The sequence below is a fragment of the Halosolutus sp. DAT137 genome (assembly GCF_059736405.1).
This window is the reverse complement of sequence record NZ_JCAQID010000004.1, coordinates 23,757-40,780: the sequence shown is the minus strand read 5'-3', so window position 1 is coordinate 40,780 and position 17,024 is coordinate 23,757. Positions and strand designations below refer to the sequence as shown.

The window sequence follows — 17,024 nt, the reverse complement described above, 5'->3', positions numbered from 1 at the left end:
CATCGTTCACACGAATAGGTAGGTCAACGATCTGCTGAAGTCGTTATTTCACATCGCTTCCCTATAGTCTGAGGTAATGCCTTCACTCGAAACGCTCGCGATAGTGTTCACCGCGGGGTTCATCACGGCGCTTGCGACCGGGTTGGGCGCACTGCCGTTTTTCTTCTTCGAATCAATCAGCGACAGCAGAAACGTCCTTCTCTGGGGCCTTGCGTCGGGCATTATGCTCTCTGCGTCGGTGTTCGGTCTCATCGGGGAGGGATTGGCTGTTGGAACACCATTAGAAATTCTCACAGGGATGGGCGCAGGTGTCCTGCTCGTTCTCGTTGCCCGTGACGTGTTGCTGGACAGTGACATCGACCCGCGTACGTACGAGGAAGCGGACTTCAAGAAGCTCGTGCTCATTCTCGGAATTCTGACTGTCCACAGCTTCCCCGAAGGAATCGCCATCGGTGTCTCGTTCGCCGACCTCGGACTCGAAGGTGACGCCCAACTGTTCGGCGTTGCCATTCCGTTGCTGGCGATTTTTATGACAATCGCGATTTCGATTCACAATATTCCCGAAGGAACCGCGATCTCGATTCCCTTGAAATCGATGGGTGTCTCCAACTGGAAGATGGTCTGGTGGGCGATTTTCTCGAGTCTGCCACAGCCGATCGGTGCGGTCATCGCCTTTACCTTTGTCCGCATATCTCGGGATCTCCTTCCCTTCGGGTTCGGATTTGCCGCTGGTGCGATGATCTACCTCGTGTTATCGGAGTTCATCCCCGAAGCGCTGGACACTGGTAAGGAGTTACCTGGACGAGGGTTACGAGAACTCGTGGTTGGGATTACGATCGGGGTCGCGATCATGCTCCCGCTTGTGTTCATTTGATTTCGTCCAATTTCCCAAGGTATGAGGTGAGAGGAGTCCCCTTTCAGCCACCCGAAAAGGTGGGTACCGCTCAATTTGATCACGGAAATAGCGTTCGTCGTAGGCTACGCTCGTTGATTTTTCACGCTTCGCGTAGAGAAGTGGACTGTGACGGACGTTCACGTCTTCCTCGCGGTGGGGATCGCACTCGCCGGGGCGCTCGTTTTTGGCGAACTCGTCGAACGAGCAGGCGAGCCGATCATATTAGGAGAGATTCTCGTCGGGGTCGTCCTCGGTGTACATGTCCTCGGCATCGTCGATCCATCCGGAACGTTCGCGCTACTAGCTGCGATCGGTTCGATGCTATTGTTGTTCGACGCAGGCTACGAAGAGATCGATCTCGGCAAACTCGAGCGTGGCGGCGTTCCTGTTGCCATCATTGCACTATGTGGAGCGGGACTCCCGGCGATGATCGGCGTCGCGACCGGACTCGCCTTCGGCTACTCACTCGCCGCGAGCGGAATCCTGGCGATAGCCATGGGTGTTACGTCGATTGGAATTACTGCGCGAGTATTCCTCGATCTCGATCGTCTCGACACGCGCTACGGCCTTCACGTGGTAGGTGCAGCCGTTTCCGCCGAAATAATCGGTCTCATGGCCTTTTCGTTGTTACTCACAACACAGCAATCCGGAGCTTCGGGCGGTCAGTACGTACGCATTATCGGCATCATCGGCCTGTTCTTTCTCGGAGTAATCGTCGTTCAACGGTTTCTGATTGAGCGAGTGGCTCGCGTTCTCGCCCGCTTTCAACAACCGAGCGCGGATCTGCTCGGTATCATGGGACTCTTGTTTCTGTTCGGATACGCCACCGACGCTGTGGGGTTAGACGTGATCGTCGGCGGCTTGATCGCCGGACTAATCGTTGGGAGCGAACGTCGATTCCGCGACGTGGAAATCCGCGAGGGAATCAGTGGGATCGCCTATGGGGTGTTCATCCCGTTGTTCTTCGTCAATGTCGGTGCACAGATGGACCCAACTGTACTCTTTCAGTTTGATCCGCTCCTCATCACCGTCGTCGCAGCCGGTACGATCATGAAAATTGGTGGAAGTTACCTCGGTGCGCGGATCGTCGGCCATCCGAGCGATGAAGCGCTTATCGTCGGGGTCGGAATGCTTCCTCGTGCCGGTGTCGAACTGGTCGTGGTAACTGGGGCGCTCGCTACGGGGATTATCGATCAACAACTGTTTTCGGCGGTGCTCGCACTTGTACTCGTCTCCGTTCTTTCGACACCACCCCTTTTGAAGCGTGCCATCAACCGGACGGATCGGTAAAGCGGTATCTCTCCCTATTTACATGTCAAACTCAATCTCCACAATCTACGAGGGTGATTTTGACGTGCGCTTAATATCATGTTGTGTATATTAATGTAACTACATCAATCTACGATACCACTACTCGAGTTCATTGTACACTCTCGAGACTCTCTAAGGGAACGACGCTTGGAACTCAGAGCCGATCGTCGAGGAACTCGTCGGCGTAATTCTCCATTAACTCTAATAATGATCGGATTTCCTCGAACTTCAAGAGGGTGCTTCACCACGTGATCTGATTCCCACTACAGAGAGATCATGGGCTAGAGCTGCCGTAATCTGGCTGAGTATCCGAGCTAGCAGATGAGTTCGGACTGACACGCATTCCCAACGAGTTACTGATCTCAAAGCTGTCAGAAATATATTAGTTTGTAGAAATTCACATCCCGAACTTGTAATCCCCCAGCAAAGTATTTCGATATCGCATCATACAATTTATACCTGCCCATCTGCCACGCACACCCGTTCTGCGAACGGAATACAGTAGATAAGACGATACGGAAGACACACTTGATTACTTCAATAATCAAGTGTGGTTTTATGAGGATCGACTCCCTCTGGGAATCACGAACGATGCATTCGGAGACGAACCCGACTCTCAACGGTGATCGATCGTGAATCGCACAAGGAAACAACTCTCGGCACCGATGACAGAGTTCCTCCGATCGAAATCCAAGGGAAGCACCGAAAGCGGAAACTACCGGCGGAATCTCGAACGGTGTCTCGGGGAGTTCTTCGAATGGCTCGAAACGGACCCCCACGCCGACGGAACCTTCGAGGGGCTGAACGCCCGAGTCTTCCGACGCTACGCTCGAGAACTCGCGAGCCGCGATCTCGCAGCGGGGACAGTCCGAACCTACTACGCCCAGGTAAGCGCCTATATCGGATGGTGCGTCCGAGAAGGCTACCTCGAGGTGAATTACGCACAGCGAGACGTCGCGACGGAACCACTACCGTCGACCGACGGCCGCCGATCGGGCGACCAACAGGCCTGGACCGACGAGGATCGAGTACGAATCACCCGTCACGTCGACGAACAGGCCCACGACGTCGTTGACAAGAAGGGACACGACGCGATTAAAGCGTTCCGTGACCGGACGCTCGTCTACGTCCTTTGCTATACGGGCGTACGCGGTGGCGAGATTTTTGCCGATCCCAAAGACGATCGACGCAACGGAATCCGGTGGCGTGACGTCTCGCCCACCGATCGCAAAATGACTGTGCTCGCGAAAAAACAGGACTGGTCGGACCGATCGCTCCCGGAACAAGTAATAAATCCTATGTTGCGATACAGAAAAGTCCTCGAACCGGCCGGAGACGACTGGCCAGTGTTCCCGACCTCTCACCTCCCCTCACTGTACGGGGCCCTCCGATCGGGATTACGGGAGAAACATGGGATGTCTGGCGAAGCGATCGAGACGGTTACCGACGACGTCACCGGGTCTGTCGAAGTATTCGAGGCCCTCCGGAAGTACGAACTCTCACCCCCGTCGATCAACACCGACGGCGCGAGGCGGATCATGCGAGAACTCTGTGCGGAAGCGAATCTCCAACTCGATGACGGACACGGCTACCTCACACCCCACGGTGGCCGCCGCGGCGCTGGGGAAGTGATGGTCCGCCAACGCGGGTTTACCGCTGCGGCCCGCCTGCTCGACAACAGCGAGGCGATCGTTCGCCAGTCCTATTCGCACATCGAAGCCAGGGAAATGGCCAAAGACGCCGGGGAAGCGTTCGATGAACACGATACGTAATTAATGGATCACTGACACCAATAGATATCTGATCGCACACCCGTGGTGCGGCCGAGTGTGCATCGCTGTCCGTGGCGACCGTAGCCAGCTCCCGGACCCGTAAATCTTCGGATCGCCGCTCTGTGACCGTCGTGGGTGGCTAACGACAACCGTCGACGTACCGCCCGTGGGAGGTGCAAGCCTTTTTCCCACCGCACGGAGACAGACGACCCATGTCAGTCGACGAATTGCAGGAGTACGGACTCGTCAAGATGAGCGAAACCGAGATTCGGAATTTCCTTACGGGACAGAACGTGGGTGTTCTCGGCCTCCCAGGAGCGGACGCGCCGTATCTCCTGCCCCTTTCCTACGGGTACGACGGCGATCGTCGACTCTACTTTACGTACCTTCTCGGCAGCACTAGCGAAAAAGCGACGCTGAGCGATGCGGCAGAGACCGCCCGCTTTCTCGTCTACAAGGTCGATACCATGTACAACTGGGAGAGCGTCCTGCTTGCTGGTACGATCGCCGCCGTTCCCGAATCCGAGTGGGACGACATCGGCAGCCACCTGGATAGTGCGTGGCGGCCGGACCTGTTCGAGTCGGCCACCCTGTCGGGTGAGGTCGCCGTTTACGAGTTCCGAATCGACGATCGAACCGGGATCAAACACCAGGGCCTCCCGCCGGCGCTCGAACCAGACCGCGAGTAACGCACGTTCCTCGGCGGACGGTAACGGCATCTTACAGCTCCAACTGCTATACGTTTCCTCGTCCTCGGAGGAGTGCGGACAATGCACCAGCCATCGCTGCCGGATCGATCGATCGAAGCGTACAGGGACGTTGCGTCCGACGGTCAACTCGACCGGCTGTACGCGCTCGGAGAGGAACTGAGCGAATGCCGAATACTGCACCTCAATTCGACGGCGTCCGGCGGCGGCGTGGCGGAGCTTCTGCAGTCGATCGTCCCGCTGAGCAACGCCCTCGGCGTCGAAACCGACTGGCTCGTCATGGAGGCCGACGACGACTTCTTCGATGTGACGAAAGCGATACACAACGGTCTTCAGGGATCGGGGCCGCCGCTGACCGACGAAATGAAAGCGACCTATCGGGCAGTAACCGAACGAAATGCGACCGCGATCGACGACGAGTACGATATCGTCGTCTGTCACGATCCCCAGCCCCTCGGGATGATCGAAACGCTTGCCGAAACGATGCCGAATGCGGCCGTGATCTGGCGCTGTCACGTGGATTTAAGCGATCCGATGTCGGAGTATCTCGGATTCCTCAACGAGTACGCCGAGGGGATCGATCACGCGATCGTCAGCCGCAGTGTTTTCAGCGACGCGATCGACGGTCCGTCGACGACGGTCCACCCCTCGATCGATCCGTTGACCGAGAAGAATCGCGACCTGGACGAGACGATCGTCGAGACCGAACGCGACCGCCTCGCACCGCTGTCGTTCGACGCGCCACTCGTGACACACGTCTCGCGATTCGATCCGTGGAAAGACCAGCCCGGGACGATCGAGGCCTACCGACAGATAACAGCCACCGTTCCCGACGTCCAGTTGGCGCTGGTCGGCAGCATGGCCGGTGACGATCCGGAAGCGAAGGCAGTGTACGATGAGCTGGTGTCCGCCGTGGGCGACGATCCGAACGTCTACCTTCTGACCGGTGTCCCGGATACGACCGTCAACGTCCTGCAGCGTCGATCGGACGTGGTCGTGCAGAAATCGTTCCGCGAAGGGTTCGGCCTCGTCGTGTCGGAGGCGCTGTGGAAGCGGACCCCAGTCATCGGTTCGACGGCTGGTGGCATCCCGCTACAGATCGAGGACGGCCGAAACGGCTATCTCGTCGACCCGAAAGACGTCGACGGATTCGCAGATCGGATCGAGCACCTACTCGAGGACGATCAGCGGCGGGTCGAGTTCGGACGAAACGCCCGAGAACACGTCCGCGAGTCGTTCTTACTCCCGAGACAGCTCACCGACTGTCTCGAGGTTTTCGCCGCACTGGGACCTCGCGATCCCTGAGCTCCGGCCCGGAACGTCGCACACCAGGATCCCGCGACCCGGTGAGAGAAGACACCGAGACGACGCGGTGAGACGGCGCGCTAGGAAGACTCGTCCGAGTCGTAAAACTCCTCGTGCGGTTCGATCGCGTCGATCCTGGGCGGCGTGTTCGGCTGGCGAACGACGAACACGTCGTAGGAATCCTCGGCTGCGATGTGAACGCCGACGCTCGTCAGCGGCGTGACGATCCGTCCGACGTTGTCGCTTCCGAGGAAGATGACGCTCGGATCGTGGGCCAGTGCCAGTCGTTCGATGTGGTCTGCGAGTTCCCGCTCGGGAGGGAATTCGCGGATGACCTCGTACTCGAACGCGGCCGCCGGTGTGAGCGTCTGAACCCGTTCACGCAGGCTCCCGACGACGGCGTCGACGTCGTATGGGTCGTCCGCTTCGATCCACCCCTTCTCACGCGCGTATCGCGTTCGTTCCGGAACGACCGAGACGGCCACCACGCTCTCGTCCAGCGCACTGGCGTATTCGACCGCCCTGACGAGTGCCGCTTCCGCGAGTTCCGACCCGTCGAACGGCACGACGAAGCTCATGAGTGGACGCTCTACGACCTCTGCAATAACTTCGTGGGTGTCTCCCACCAAGATCGGGTGCCATCTTCAAGCAACGGTCTGTCGAGGCGACCGCTCCGGGAGACGGGAGGGGTCGACCGTCGAGTCGCGTCCGGACGGCGCCGGTCGGGGCCGGGGCGATCGGTCCCCTGGCCGGAAGCGATTCGAACCAGCGGGCGACGACGAGACTGTGAAAAACTGCTGTCAGCTCTGGCGGTATAAATCACCAGTTACGAAGAGACTGTGACGCTCGTACCTGTGTAAAACTGTTAAAATAGCACCGAACAAGTACAGGATCGAGAGATGGGATAGAATAGCGAGGAAAACGATCGGATAAGAGAGACTTACCGAAGAAGTACGAAGGCATCCGGTCGGATTGGAGAGGTACGACCGAGTAGGTGTGAGTCGCGAGTGAAACGTTTGGCCGTCAAAACTGCTGCGTCTGGCCCAGCACAGGCACGTTTTGGGCGATCGAGAACCGGTTTCGGATCTCGGTTACTGGTTTGCAGATCCGGTATCAGGCGGTCAACACCGGTCGATCCGACGATCGCACGATCCGCTCTGCGACGCTTCCAATCCTGTTCGTACGGGTATGACCCTGTCCCTGATACCCGATGACGATTACGTCGGCGTCGATCTCCTCGGCTTTGGTGCGGACTTCCTCCCACGGTCGCCCGTGACAGACGGAACTGGAGCACTCGACACCGACAGCGTCCGCCCGAGTGGAGAGGTCTTCGAGCATCGTTCCGGCTCGATCCTCGATGTTGTCGAGGAGGAGTTCGACACTGCTCAAGGCGGGTTCGCCGTACCGGTGGGTTTCGACGCAGTACATCGCGTGCAGTTTCGCACCGTAGCCGTCCGCAAGCACCAGTGCGTGTTCGACCGCGCGGTTCGCTGATTCACTCCCGTCCGTGGGAACGAGGATCGTCTCGTACATTGGGCAGGGTACTCCACAGCAACCGTTCTCAAATAGGTCATGCCGGAACAGTTGATACGTTTTCGCGTACACCCACACGGCGAGGCGATCGCCACTCGCGATCAGTAGGTACCGGTTCCATCGGTCGCGGTCGTGTCGCAAGCCGCATACGGATTCTTGTAATCAATTACACGTCCCTATCAGGTCGTCAGAACCGGGCGATCGACGTACCGGACGACCCGTTCGGCGTTACTGCCGATTTCGCTGGCAGCGCCCACCCCGCGACTCCCCAGGACGACCAGATCAGCATCGATCTCGGTCGCGTACTCGCCGATCTGCTGGTGTGGTTGGCCGCTTCGAACTGCCGTCGTTACCGAAACGTCGGTTCGCGACTCGACACCCGCGAGAATATCTCGACCGCGTGTCTCCAGATCCGCGACAATATTTGCCGAGTCGGTCATCATCGATCCGCCGTAGCGGCGCGTGTCCACGACGTACACCACATACAGGTCAGCGTCGAACGTCGACGCGAGATCGATTGCGCGATCGACCGCGCGAGTTGCCGCCTCGCTTCCGTCTGTCGCGACGAGTATCGTGTCGTACATCGCGTGGCAATCCACGAGAGAGTGGCGTATATACGTTCGGACGGTTTCGTCTCGCGGTCCGACGCGGCGGGCGGTGAACGACGACAATCAGGGACCCATGGCACGAGTGACGGTGATCAAAGAGACCTTCCGCGGACGAGAGACCGTTCGTGGACGGTTTTATACGTAACGTGGAAACCGTCCGTCGTAACGGTCACTCGAGCGTGTCCGTCGCTCGTCGTGCCGAATCACGCAACAAGACGAGGTCGTCGGTGAATACTTCGATCGCGACGGTGCCGTCGAATCCCTTCAAACGGGACGCGACGACCCCGTAGTCGATCTCACCCGCCCCAACCGGAAGATGCGTATCTCCCCGGCTCCGAACGTCGTGTACGTGGAGGTGCGAGACGAGGTCGTCGTACCCCGAGAGGAATCGATCGACGCCGTCGTTGCCGTCTTCCATGTAGGCGTGGCCGACGTCAAAACAGACTGCCGTCTCCGTCTCGCGTGCCAGATCCCCTACCACCGATAACGGAAACCCGCGTTTTTGATGGCCGACGTTCTCGACGACGAGTTCCACGCTCGCCGCGTCGGCGGCGTCACCGATCGCCTCCAGTTGCTCGGCAAAGAGGGGGCGCAGATCGGTATCGTGCGGGTTCTGCGCCGTCGCGTGAAGCACGGCCTTTTTCGCGCCGACGGCACCGGTCCACTCGAGGAGCCGCCCCAGATAGTCGACGATCGCGGCGTTGAGTTCGGGAACCGGCGTCACCACGACCTGCGTGTACGGAAGGTGAACGCAGAGATCTGCTCCCGCGTCGTCGAGGATCCGTTCGAGGCGGCTCGTGTCGATCGCTTCGGGGTCGTTCCCGTCCCCGATCGACAACTCCGCCAGATCGAAGCCGTCGATCGTTCGCGTCAGACGATCGAGCGAGTCGCCGACGGTGAGTCCGATGTCCATACGAACACATTGGGATCGGTCCGTATAAGATGACAGTATTCGAGCGAGTACCGATCGAAGTCGTGCCTTCGAAGCCGTGCGAGGGAAACGGACCCGGCTTTTTTGTCGTCGACGTCGTAGTCGTCCCCATGACGGGACTTCGCTGGGTGCAACTGACCGACGACGAACGTGCCGACTTCCTGGACGACGGCGGTGTCGGCGTCCTCTCGTTTGGGACGGACGACGGCGAGTCACCGTTCTCGGTCCCGGTCTCGTACGGATACGCAGAAGTTCCTGGACACTTCTACTTCAGACTCTCCTTTCCGCCGGGGAGTTCCAAGTCGACCGTCATCGACAACCCGGTGTCGTTCGTCGTCCACGGCGAGGAAGGCGGGCGCTGGAAAAGCGTCGTCGCCTCGGGCGTCCTCGAAGAACTGACCGAACTCCCGTCCGACTCCGCTGCAGTACAGCGAATGTGGGCAGTCACGATCCCGACCGTCGACGTGTTCGATCGACCGCGTGAGGAGATCCCGTTTTCCGACTTTCGACTGGTTCCGGAGACGATCACGGGACGGAAAGAGACGGAGTGACGTTACTCCGTCGCGCCGCGAACGAGCGTGACCGGCAGACGCGAGCGTCTGGAGACCCGTTCCGCGACGGATCCGGTGAACAGTCGGGCCACGAGCGATCGGCCGTGACTACCCATGACGATCTGGTCGTACTCGTTCGCCTCGGCGAAATCGACGATCGCCGTCGCGGGCGCTCCGTAGGCGGTCGCGGTTTCGACGGCGATAGTACGCCCCTCGGCGATCGCCGCCGCGGACTCGAGAATCTCTTCGGCAGCCCGTTCGTGTGCCGTGAGAATTTTGGCGAAGTACGTTCCCTCGAGGTCGACGCGGTCACGATCGAACGGAAGATCGATCGCGTGGAACGGGGTGATCGTTCCTTCCGAAAACGCTTCCAGAGCGTATGTGAGTGCGCCCTCGGCCTGTTCGGAGCCGTCGACCGGAACGAGCACTCGACCGGGGAGGTCGCGCTCGCGAACCGCGGCCGGGGGTTCGGAGACGATCGTCGTCGAGACCGGTGAGCGACGCACGACGGTCTCGCTGACGTGGCCGAGAAACGGGTGGCTGGCGGGTGACTCGCCGTGACTCCCCATCACGATGTGGTCGACGCCAGCCTCGACGGCGACCGCCAGGATCTCCGAGTGTGGCGTTCCGGTGCGGATGTCCGTCCGTATCTCGTGACCGCGGTCGTCGGCCAGTTCGACCGCACGCTCGAGAACGCGTTCACCGCGCGCCTCGCCGCGTCGCTCCGGTGAGTCGGACTCGCCAACGCTCGCGTGGTGATCGCGGTGGGGATCGACTACGTAGAGCGCGGTCAGCCTCGCGTCTGGAAACGACGCGAAACAGTACTCGAGACCGCCGAACGCGTGCTCGGTGCCGTCGATCGGGATGAGAACGTGTCGTGACATTGTCTCGTGAGCGGCGCGATCGCGACGCCCGTTCGATCGTTTCACGCCGGTCGATATAAAATCGAATCCTCCCCGAGCGCCTGGACACCGACCCTGTAGTAGCTCTTGAAAGTCGATACACATCCGATCGCTGGACAGCGTTGCGATCGGTGTGTAAACCGTTTCAAGAGTACTATAACCCGACAGCGTGAGTCGTTGACGTAGGGGAAAACTCGGGCCGTGAGGCGAAACTCGGGACGTGGAGGGAAACCCGGGACAGACCGGGTTCGGACCAGCCTGTGACGCGGGTCGTGGACACTCCGTCGGCGGGGGTGGGTGTATTATATCGAACGCATCCGTAGAAAATCGTATGACCGAGCACTTACTCGTCCCGTACGACGGATCGCCGCCCGCGGAGAAAGCGCTCGAGTACGCGTTCGAGACGTTCCCGGACGCCGCCGTTACCGCCATGTACGTCATCCCGGTTCCGGAGGGATACTGGGCCGCGTTCGAGGAGCCGGAAAACAGGATTCCCGCCGCCGAGGAAGCGGAAGATCACGGTCGGACCATCCTCGACGAGGCGGCGGACCTCGCCGCAGAACGCGACCGCGAGATCGACACAGCGGTGATCACGGGAAAACCGGCGCGCGAGATCGTCGAGCGCGCACAAGAGGGTGAGTACGAGACGATCGTCATCGGCAGTCACGGACGGGAGGGGATCTCCCGAATCCTGCTCGGTAGCGTCGCAGAGGAGGTCGTCCGTCGCGCGCCGACGCCCGTGATCGTCGTTCGGTGATCGACGCCCACGATGAGAGAGCCGCCCCGACAACCCCGCCGAATGGCCCCACCGGAGTCCGTCGCGTGGATTTACGATCCGCGACGACGAACGACGACGTAGCCGATGTCTCGATCGATTCTCGTCCCACACGACGGGTCCTCCCACGCACAGACTGCCCTCGAGTACGCCATCGAGACGAGTCCCGACGCACGGATCGTTCTCTTTCACGCGATCGATCCGTTCGAGGTGACGCCCGACGGGGAAGACCGGTTGCCGTCGTTGACCCGCGAGTGGCTCGACGAACGGCGAGCCGACGTCGCGGACCGCTTCGAGGAGGCGCGCGAGGACGTCGAAGCGGGAGGCGTATCGATCGAAACCGACACCACGGTCGGGTCGCCGGCCCAGGCGATCGTGGCGTACGCCGAGGACAACGACGTCGACGCGATCGTCTTGGGTAGTCGCGGGCGGAGCGATGCCAGGGACATGCGACTGGGGAGTACGGCCGAACTCGTCGTCAGGCGCGCCAACGTTCCGGTGACGGTCGTCCGGTAGCCGGATGGGAGCCGCGAGTACGCAATCGCGATCGATCGCTCCAGGAGCGTCCGTCCCCGGTTGCAAACGGTGTCACGCGCCCGGTTCGATCAGTACTGTTCCTCGTCTCGAACGACGGTGACGGTTACCGGCGCTCGCGCGACGACGAGTTCGGCGGTACTTCCGAGCATCAGGCGCGTGTCACCCCGTCGGCCGTGACTGCCCATGACGATCGCGTCGATCTCGTTATCTTCGGCGTAGTCGACGATCTCGCGTGCCGGCTCCCCCGTGACGGAATCGGTGGAGAGTTCCGCGTCGTGTCTCGCCGCCAGTTCGCGTGCGGTCTCGAAGATGCGTTCTTCTTCTTGTTCGGCACGTTCGTACCACTCGTCGGAACCGTGTGGCGGTTCCGTTCTGACGTCGACGTCGATTATGGAACTGTATCCCGGATCGGCCGGATCGAGGACGTGAAGAGCGACGACGGAAACGTCGTCGTGTGCGTCGAAGGCGTACTCGAGTGCCCGTTCGGACAGCGGCGACCCGTCGACAGGAACGAGTAGGTGGCGGGACATCGACTACTCGTACCGCACGGAGGCTCAAAGGTTTACCGTGGTCACGAGAACGTGCAGTCGGTCAGCGCATATCGTCGAGCGAAACGTCCTCATCGACGAGGAGCCAGGCGTTCGGATTTCGTCGATCGCAAACCAACACCCCCTGATCGATCTCGTATGAGACGAGCGCGTCCGTCTCCGGGGGCCAGCTCGCGCTATCGCCAGTCCGTCGGTTGCCGGTCGGCCTGTGGTCGGGTTCTGTCTCGGACATATCTCACTTCGTAGGTGACACGTGAAGACGGGAGGGCCTGTATCGTCGTCCCAGTTCCCACCGAGTGGGAGCGACCAACAGTCGAGTGCGATCCCGAGCAGGTCGCCATCGACGGCCGCGAGCGGTGCCGGAGTGAACCGGACACTGATAGGGGTTATTGTAATCAATTACCGGCGATCGCTGACCCGCTATGGGCGATCGCCGGTAACAAGCTACAAGAAGTGCGCAAGGGGATCCGACACACCAATATGGGATCAGGCAAACGGTCAGGTATGAACGAACCCGGCGTCCAAACACTCATGACTCACGAAACGCTCGCATCGCGGGTCGAACGTGGCGACGTTCCCGAGTGGGTCGCTACGCACTGGCGATCGTTCACCGAGGGGGTACTCGGCGAGCGAAACGGGTCGCCGTTTCCGTGCTTTTTCGGCGTCGAATCGGTACAGAACGGCGATCCGCTGTACACGACCGCCCCGTCGCTCTCCGAAAAAGACGCCCTGCTCGCCCTCCGAGACACGCTCTATGAGTACCTCGAGTGCTACCAGCGACACAGCGATCGCGCCTCGCTCGTGACCTTTTTCAAACCACCGGCCGACCCGCTCTCGGAGGCTGAGTACCACGAGGCGTTGTGGCACATCTTGCAGTTCCTCCACGTACACGACCCCGAACCCTGGCCCGAGGAGATTCCGACCGACCCGGACGAACCGCACTGGGAGTTTTCGTTCGCCGGCGAGCCGATCTTTCCGACCTGTCGCGCGCCGTTTTACGAGAAGCGTATGAGTCGGTACTGCCCGATCGGTCTCGAGATCACGTTCCAGCCGCGGGCGCTGTTCGAGTCCCTCGGCGTCACGGGAGACACGGTAGCCGGCCAACAGGCCCGAGACGTCATCCAGGACCGGTTGTCGGAGTACGACGGTGTCTGTCCGCACGAAAACCTCGGAGACTGGGGCGTCGACGGCGACCGCGAGTGGCACCAGTACATGCTCTCGGCGGACCCCGAGCAGGCCCCCGACGAATGTCCGATCGCCGTGACCCGCGAGCACCCGAAAGTCGACCCGTCGATCGATCCGGGAATCGCCGGCCTGCGCTCCGTGTCACAATGACGGGAGACGAGCGAACCGGCCCGGTCCTCCTCCTCGTCGACTTTCAGGTAGGGTTCGACGACCCGCGCTGGGGCGAGCGGAACAACCCCGAGGCCGAAGACCGAGCAGCGGCGGTGCTGTCGAGGTGGCGCAATCGCGGCCTCCCAGTGGTCCACGTCCGCCACGATTCGACCGAACCCGACTCACCGCTTCGGCGCGATCGGCCCGGCTTTGCCTACAAATCCGCACTGAAACCCCGCGTAGACGAGATGGAGTTCGTCAAACGAGTCAACGGCGCGTTCGTCGGAACGGATCTCGAACCGTGGCTCCGAGAGCGAGGGTGCGACGCGCTCGTCGTCTGCGGGTTAACCACCGACCATTGCGTTTCGACGACGACTCGAATGGCCGAAAATCGCGGCTTCGACGTGACGCTCCTCGCGGACGCGACCGCGACGTTCGATCGGACGTTCGACGGCGAGCGGTTCGACGCCAAGACGAATCACCGGACGGCATTAGCCCACCTCGACGGCGAATTCGCGACCGTCGTCGACTCGACGAGTATCCTCGACGGTACCGACTGAGTCGTATCGATTGAGACGCGGCAAACTGTACCTCGAGGCGTTGGCGAACCGAACTCCGTGAGCGCACCCCTGTAGCTATTTTTACGCGTCCGACGTAGCACCCGTCGGCGGTCGCAGTTCACGACCGACATCCCGAGACGTATCCCCACATTCGCGGATCGAGCCTCGGGACGGAACCGCACCACGACGACTGAACGACGATACTATGAACTACAAGGAATTCGTTGGACAGGTCCAGCACAGACTCGAGTACGCACAGTTCGGTCAGGCAGTTCGAGCGACCAGAGCCGTCCTGACGACGCTCGGAGAGCGCATTCAGGCGGGCGAAGCGACCGATCTCGCAAGCCCGCTCCCGATGGAGATCGATCGCTACCTGACCGAGGTCGAACACGGCCAGCGCTTCGATTACCAGGAGTTCCTCGATCGCGTCGCCGAGCGCGAGGGCGTCGATCGATCGGACGCGAACTACCACGCCCAGCAGCTGCTCGCCGTGGTGGCCGAGGTCGTTCCGCCGGGGAACATCGACAAAGTCGACGCGCAACTTCCGGACGACTTCGACCCGCTGTTCGAACTTATCGGCGTCGAAACCGAGTGAGTCGGACGGGATGAGTCCGGACACCGGATCATCGAAATCGGGGCGCGAGGAGTCAGCGGGAGACACACCGCGTGAGATCACACGCGACCTCGCACGGGGAGAGCAAGAGGGTACAGCCGACCGACCGCCCGGTCCAATCGCCCGCGTTACCAGATCGAAACGGAGCGCCCGTGCGTGGTACGACGCGCTGAGCGGGTGGTACGACCGGATCGCAGATCCGTTCGAGGCACCGACCCGAGCCGTTGGGATCGAACTCCTCGACGCCTCACCGGGCGAACGGATCCTCGACGTCGGCTGTGGCACCGGAACCGCCCTCGTTGCGATCGGTCGGGCCGTGCAACCCGACGGCCTCGGAATCGGAATCGATCTGGCGGACGGGATGTGTCGCGAGTCGCGGCGGGCGCTCGCAGCGGCCGGTCTGAACCGCGGTGTCGTCGCAGGTGACGGCGCAGCACTCCCCTTCGAGTCTGATTCGTTCGACGCGCTGTTTGCGAGTTTCGTCCTCGAACTGTTCGATACGCCGGAGATTCCGATCGCGCTCGCGGAGTGGCGTCGCGTGCTGCGGCCGGGCGGACGGCTCTGTGTCGTCGCGCTGTCTCGTCGCGACGGCGGGCCAGTGTCCGCGATCTACGAGTCGGTACACGGTCGAGCACCAACCTACGTCGACTGTCGACCGATCTACGTCCGCGACACGCTTCGGGAAGCGGGATTTCGCCTCGTCGACGCGCGAGACGAGCGAACCTGGGGACTCGCTATCGAGGTCGTTCTGGCACGCAACTCGTAGTCGCTCACCGCGCTACGAGATCACTCCACCAGTCGACGCAACCGCGAGGGAACCGAGTCGTGGTGTTTGGTCAGCATCACCGTTCCAGCGGCGTGTCTCCCTACTGCCTCGGAGGTCGACCCCAGCACCGTTCGCTGGAGCAACCCGCCGCGAGAGACTCCGAGGATAGTGACGTCGTGTTCGGTCGTCCGATCGGTGATCGTCCCCGGAACGTTTTCGCCGTCGACGAGTTCGCGATCGACCGCGTCGACGCCCGAGATCGAGTCTTCGGTCTCCCCGAGAAGGGCTGCGGCTTCCTCCCGACTCAGTTCGGGATTGGCCGGATCGAAAACGTGTAACAGGGTGAGCGACGCGTCGTGACCCCGGGCGATCGACGCAGCCGTCTCCGCTGCGAGACGGTCGTGGGGACCGCCGGCCCGCGGAACGAGGATCGAGTCGATCGTCGCCGGCGTCGGCGTCTTGATTCGTTTGACGAACACGTCACAGTCGGCGTTTTGCAACACCCTGTCGAGGTGGTTTCCGAGAATCGTCTGCTGGCGCGGCGGTCGACCGCGCCAGCCCATGAGGACGGCGTCGACGGCGTATTTGTCCACCGCGCCGACGATCCCGGTCGCGACACCGCGAGCGATGCGGATTACTCGATCGGCCGAAACCCCTTCGGATTCAACGCGGGCGACAGCGTCATCGAGCAGGTGCTCGATGTCCTCGTCTAAGAGGTATCGACGCCCGTCCTGCAGCGACAGTTGTGACGGGACGTCGAGAACGTACACGAGGAGGAGTTCCAACGACCGATCGGCCGCGAGATCGATCGCCGTATCTAGCTGACGATCGGCAGTTTCCTCGTTGGCGATCGGGACCAACAGCGTTTCTCCATTCCTCGAACTATCGGTGGTCATCTCAACGATCCGATTGTACGACTTCCACGGTTATCACTTCACAGGACCGTTACGGGTAGGCTGACGCTAGACTGTCGGAAAAGGGTTTTCGAGGAGTTTACAGTTCGAACTCGACGCACGGTGTTCCACGAATGAGATGGATACGTATCGGAATACAATATACTATCAATACGTTATATTCGGGTCAGTCGGTCGCACTCGCGTCCGTGGTTTCGGGTTGGCGATACTCATGGCGGATCCGGCCGACCAGTCCTGAACCGTCCACGTGAGCCGTGCCTTTGGATCGCGGTTGTGCCGGACGCTGATCCCGACATCTCCCCAGTGGAGACGACTGTGGCACACAATATTGCCCAATACATACATAACCATACACGAATGAGTGGGCAGGTGAACTGAGAGAAACGACTGAAAGATTCCGTCGCTATTGACTGCCGGACACGGGGCTTCAGGAAGAGAGGAAAGCGGGAAGCGGAAGAAGC

Annotated in this window: 20 protein-coding genes; 12 read left to right on the top strand and 8 right to left on the bottom strand. The window is 60.9% G+C overall.

Annotated features, from left to right (window positions below; all coding sequences use genetic code 11):
* The first annotated feature begins 76 nt into the window (after positions 1-76).
* The 5 genes from AC6I6L_RS08775 (at position 77) to AC6I6L_RS08755 (ending at position 5,990) form a co-directional block, all read left to right on the top strand.
* Complete coding sequence (locus AC6I6L_RS08775; protein ID WP_497917371.1) at positions 77-874, top strand: ZIP family metal transporter; 798 nt, start codon at positions 77-79, stop codon at positions 872-874.
* Positions 875-1,021: 147 nt separating this feature from the next.
* The gene (locus tag AC6I6L_RS08770; RefSeq protein ID WP_497917370.1) at positions 1,022-2,185 is read left to right on the top strand and encodes a cation:proton antiporter; all 1,164 of its coding nucleotides are present in this window, start codon (positions 1,022-1,024) and stop codon (positions 2,183-2,185) included.
* Between the two features lie 686 nt (positions 2,186-2,871).
* The gene (locus AC6I6L_RS08765; protein ID WP_497917369.1) at positions 2,872-3,978 is read left to right on the top strand and encodes a tyrosine-type recombinase/integrase; all 1,107 of its coding nucleotides are present in this window, start codon (positions 2,872-2,874) and stop codon (positions 3,976-3,978) included.
* Positions 3,979-4,190: 212 nt separating this feature from the next.
* Positions 4,191-4,667: a pyridoxamine 5'-phosphate oxidase family protein gene (locus tag AC6I6L_RS08760; RefSeq protein ID WP_497917368.1), complete on the top strand. Its 477-nt coding sequence runs from the start codon at positions 4,191-4,193 to the stop codon at positions 4,665-4,667.
* An 81-nt stretch (positions 4,668-4,748) separates the two neighbouring features.
* A complete protein-coding gene (locus tag AC6I6L_RS08755; protein ID WP_497917367.1) occupies positions 4,749-5,990 on the top strand; it encodes a glycosyltransferase in 1,242 nt (413 codons plus the stop codon).
* 80 nt (positions 5,991-6,070) lie between these two features.
* On the opposite strand, the gene AC6I6L_RS08750 is transcribed toward AC6I6L_RS08755, so the two are convergent.
* The 4 genes from AC6I6L_RS08750 to AC6I6L_RS08735 form a co-directional block, all read right to left on the bottom strand.
* Positions 6,071-6,568: a universal stress protein gene (locus AC6I6L_RS08750; RefSeq protein ID WP_497917366.1), complete on the bottom strand. Its 498-nt coding sequence runs from the start codon at positions 6,566-6,568 to the stop codon at positions 6,071-6,073.
* Positions 6,569-7,103: 535 nt separating this feature from the next.
* Complete coding sequence (locus AC6I6L_RS08745; RefSeq protein ID WP_497917365.1) at positions 7,104-7,523, bottom strand: universal stress protein; 420 nt, start codon at positions 7,521-7,523, stop codon at positions 7,104-7,106.
* Positions 7,524-7,702: 179 nt separating this feature from the next.
* On the bottom strand, positions 7,703-8,107 hold the full coding sequence (locus AC6I6L_RS08740) for a universal stress protein (protein ID WP_497917364.1): 405 nt from the start codon (positions 8,105-8,107) through the stop codon (positions 7,703-7,705).
* Between the two features lie 193 nt (positions 8,108-8,300).
* Positions 8,301-9,044 (bottom strand): sugar phosphate isomerase/epimerase family protein, encoded by a 744-nt coding sequence (locus tag AC6I6L_RS08735; RefSeq protein WP_497917363.1) that lies wholly within the window; start codon positions 9,042-9,044, stop codon positions 8,301-8,303.
* A 128-nt stretch (positions 9,045-9,172) separates the two neighbouring features.
* Here AC6I6L_RS08735 and AC6I6L_RS08730 point away from each other — a divergent pair, with 128 nt between their 5' ends.
* A complete protein-coding gene (locus AC6I6L_RS08730) occupies positions 9,173-9,613 on the top strand; it encodes a pyridoxamine 5'-phosphate oxidase family protein (RefSeq protein WP_497917362.1) in 441 nt (146 codons plus the stop codon).
* 2 nt (positions 9,614-9,615) lie between these two features.
* On the opposite strand, the gene AC6I6L_RS08725 is transcribed toward AC6I6L_RS08730, so the two are convergent.
* On the bottom strand, positions 9,616-10,497 hold the full coding sequence (locus AC6I6L_RS08725; RefSeq protein ID WP_497917361.1) for a universal stress protein: 882 nt from the start codon (positions 10,495-10,497) through the stop codon (positions 9,616-9,618).
* A gap of 349 nt (positions 10,498-10,846) precedes the next feature.
* Here AC6I6L_RS08725 and AC6I6L_RS08720 point away from each other — a divergent pair, with 349 nt between their 5' ends.
* Positions 10,847-11,272: a universal stress protein gene (locus AC6I6L_RS08720; RefSeq protein WP_497917360.1), complete on the top strand. Its 426-nt coding sequence runs from the start codon at positions 10,847-10,849 to the stop codon at positions 11,270-11,272.
* Between the two features lie 105 nt (positions 11,273-11,377).
* Entirely contained in the window at positions 11,378-11,806 is a 429-nt protein-coding gene (locus AC6I6L_RS08715) for a universal stress protein (RefSeq protein WP_497917359.1), read from the top strand.
* Between the two features lie 89 nt (positions 11,807-11,895).
* Here AC6I6L_RS08715 and AC6I6L_RS08710 read toward each other — a convergent pair whose 3' ends face one another.
* Both AC6I6L_RS08710 and AC6I6L_RS08705 read right to left on the bottom strand, forming a co-directional pair.
* Complete coding sequence (locus tag AC6I6L_RS08710; protein ID WP_497917358.1) at positions 11,896-12,357, bottom strand: universal stress protein; 462 nt, start codon at positions 12,355-12,357, stop codon at positions 11,896-11,898.
* A 61-nt stretch (positions 12,358-12,418) separates the two neighbouring features.
* Positions 12,419-12,607, bottom strand: coding sequence for a DUF7331 family protein (locus tag AC6I6L_RS08705; protein ID WP_497917357.1), 189 nt, complete (start codon positions 12,605-12,607; stop codon positions 12,419-12,421).
* A gap of 272 nt (positions 12,608-12,879) precedes the next feature.
* Here AC6I6L_RS08705 and AC6I6L_RS08700 point away from each other — a divergent pair, with 272 nt between their 5' ends.
* The 4 genes from AC6I6L_RS08700 (at position 12,880) to AC6I6L_RS08685 (ending at position 15,649) form a co-directional block, all read left to right on the top strand.
* Entirely contained in the window at positions 12,880-13,710 is an 831-nt protein-coding gene (locus AC6I6L_RS08700; protein WP_497917356.1) for a YqcI/YcgG family protein, read from the top strand.
* The gene (locus AC6I6L_RS08695; protein ID WP_497917355.1) at positions 13,707-14,270 is read left to right on the top strand and encodes a cysteine hydrolase family protein; all 564 of its coding nucleotides are present in this window, start codon (positions 13,707-13,709) and stop codon (positions 14,268-14,270) included. The genes AC6I6L_RS08700 and AC6I6L_RS08695 overlap by 4 nt, the downstream gene beginning before the upstream one ends.
* A 205-nt stretch (positions 14,271-14,475) precedes the next feature.
* Positions 14,476-14,865 (top strand): DUF2267 domain-containing protein, encoded by a 390-nt coding sequence (locus tag AC6I6L_RS08690; protein ID WP_497917354.1) that lies wholly within the window; start codon positions 14,476-14,478, stop codon positions 14,863-14,865.
* A gap of 10 nt (positions 14,866-14,875) precedes the next feature.
* Complete coding sequence (locus tag AC6I6L_RS08685; RefSeq protein WP_497917353.1) at positions 14,876-15,649, top strand: class I SAM-dependent methyltransferase; 774 nt, start codon at positions 14,876-14,878, stop codon at positions 15,647-15,649.
* A gap of 20 nt (positions 15,650-15,669) precedes the next feature.
* Here AC6I6L_RS08685 and AC6I6L_RS08680 read toward each other — a convergent pair whose 3' ends face one another.
* Positions 15,670-16,545, bottom strand: a complete 876-nt coding sequence (locus tag AC6I6L_RS08680; protein ID WP_497917352.1) for a universal stress protein — start codon at positions 16,543-16,545, stop codon at positions 15,670-15,672.
* Between the last annotated feature and the right edge of the window lie 479 nt (positions 16,546-17,024).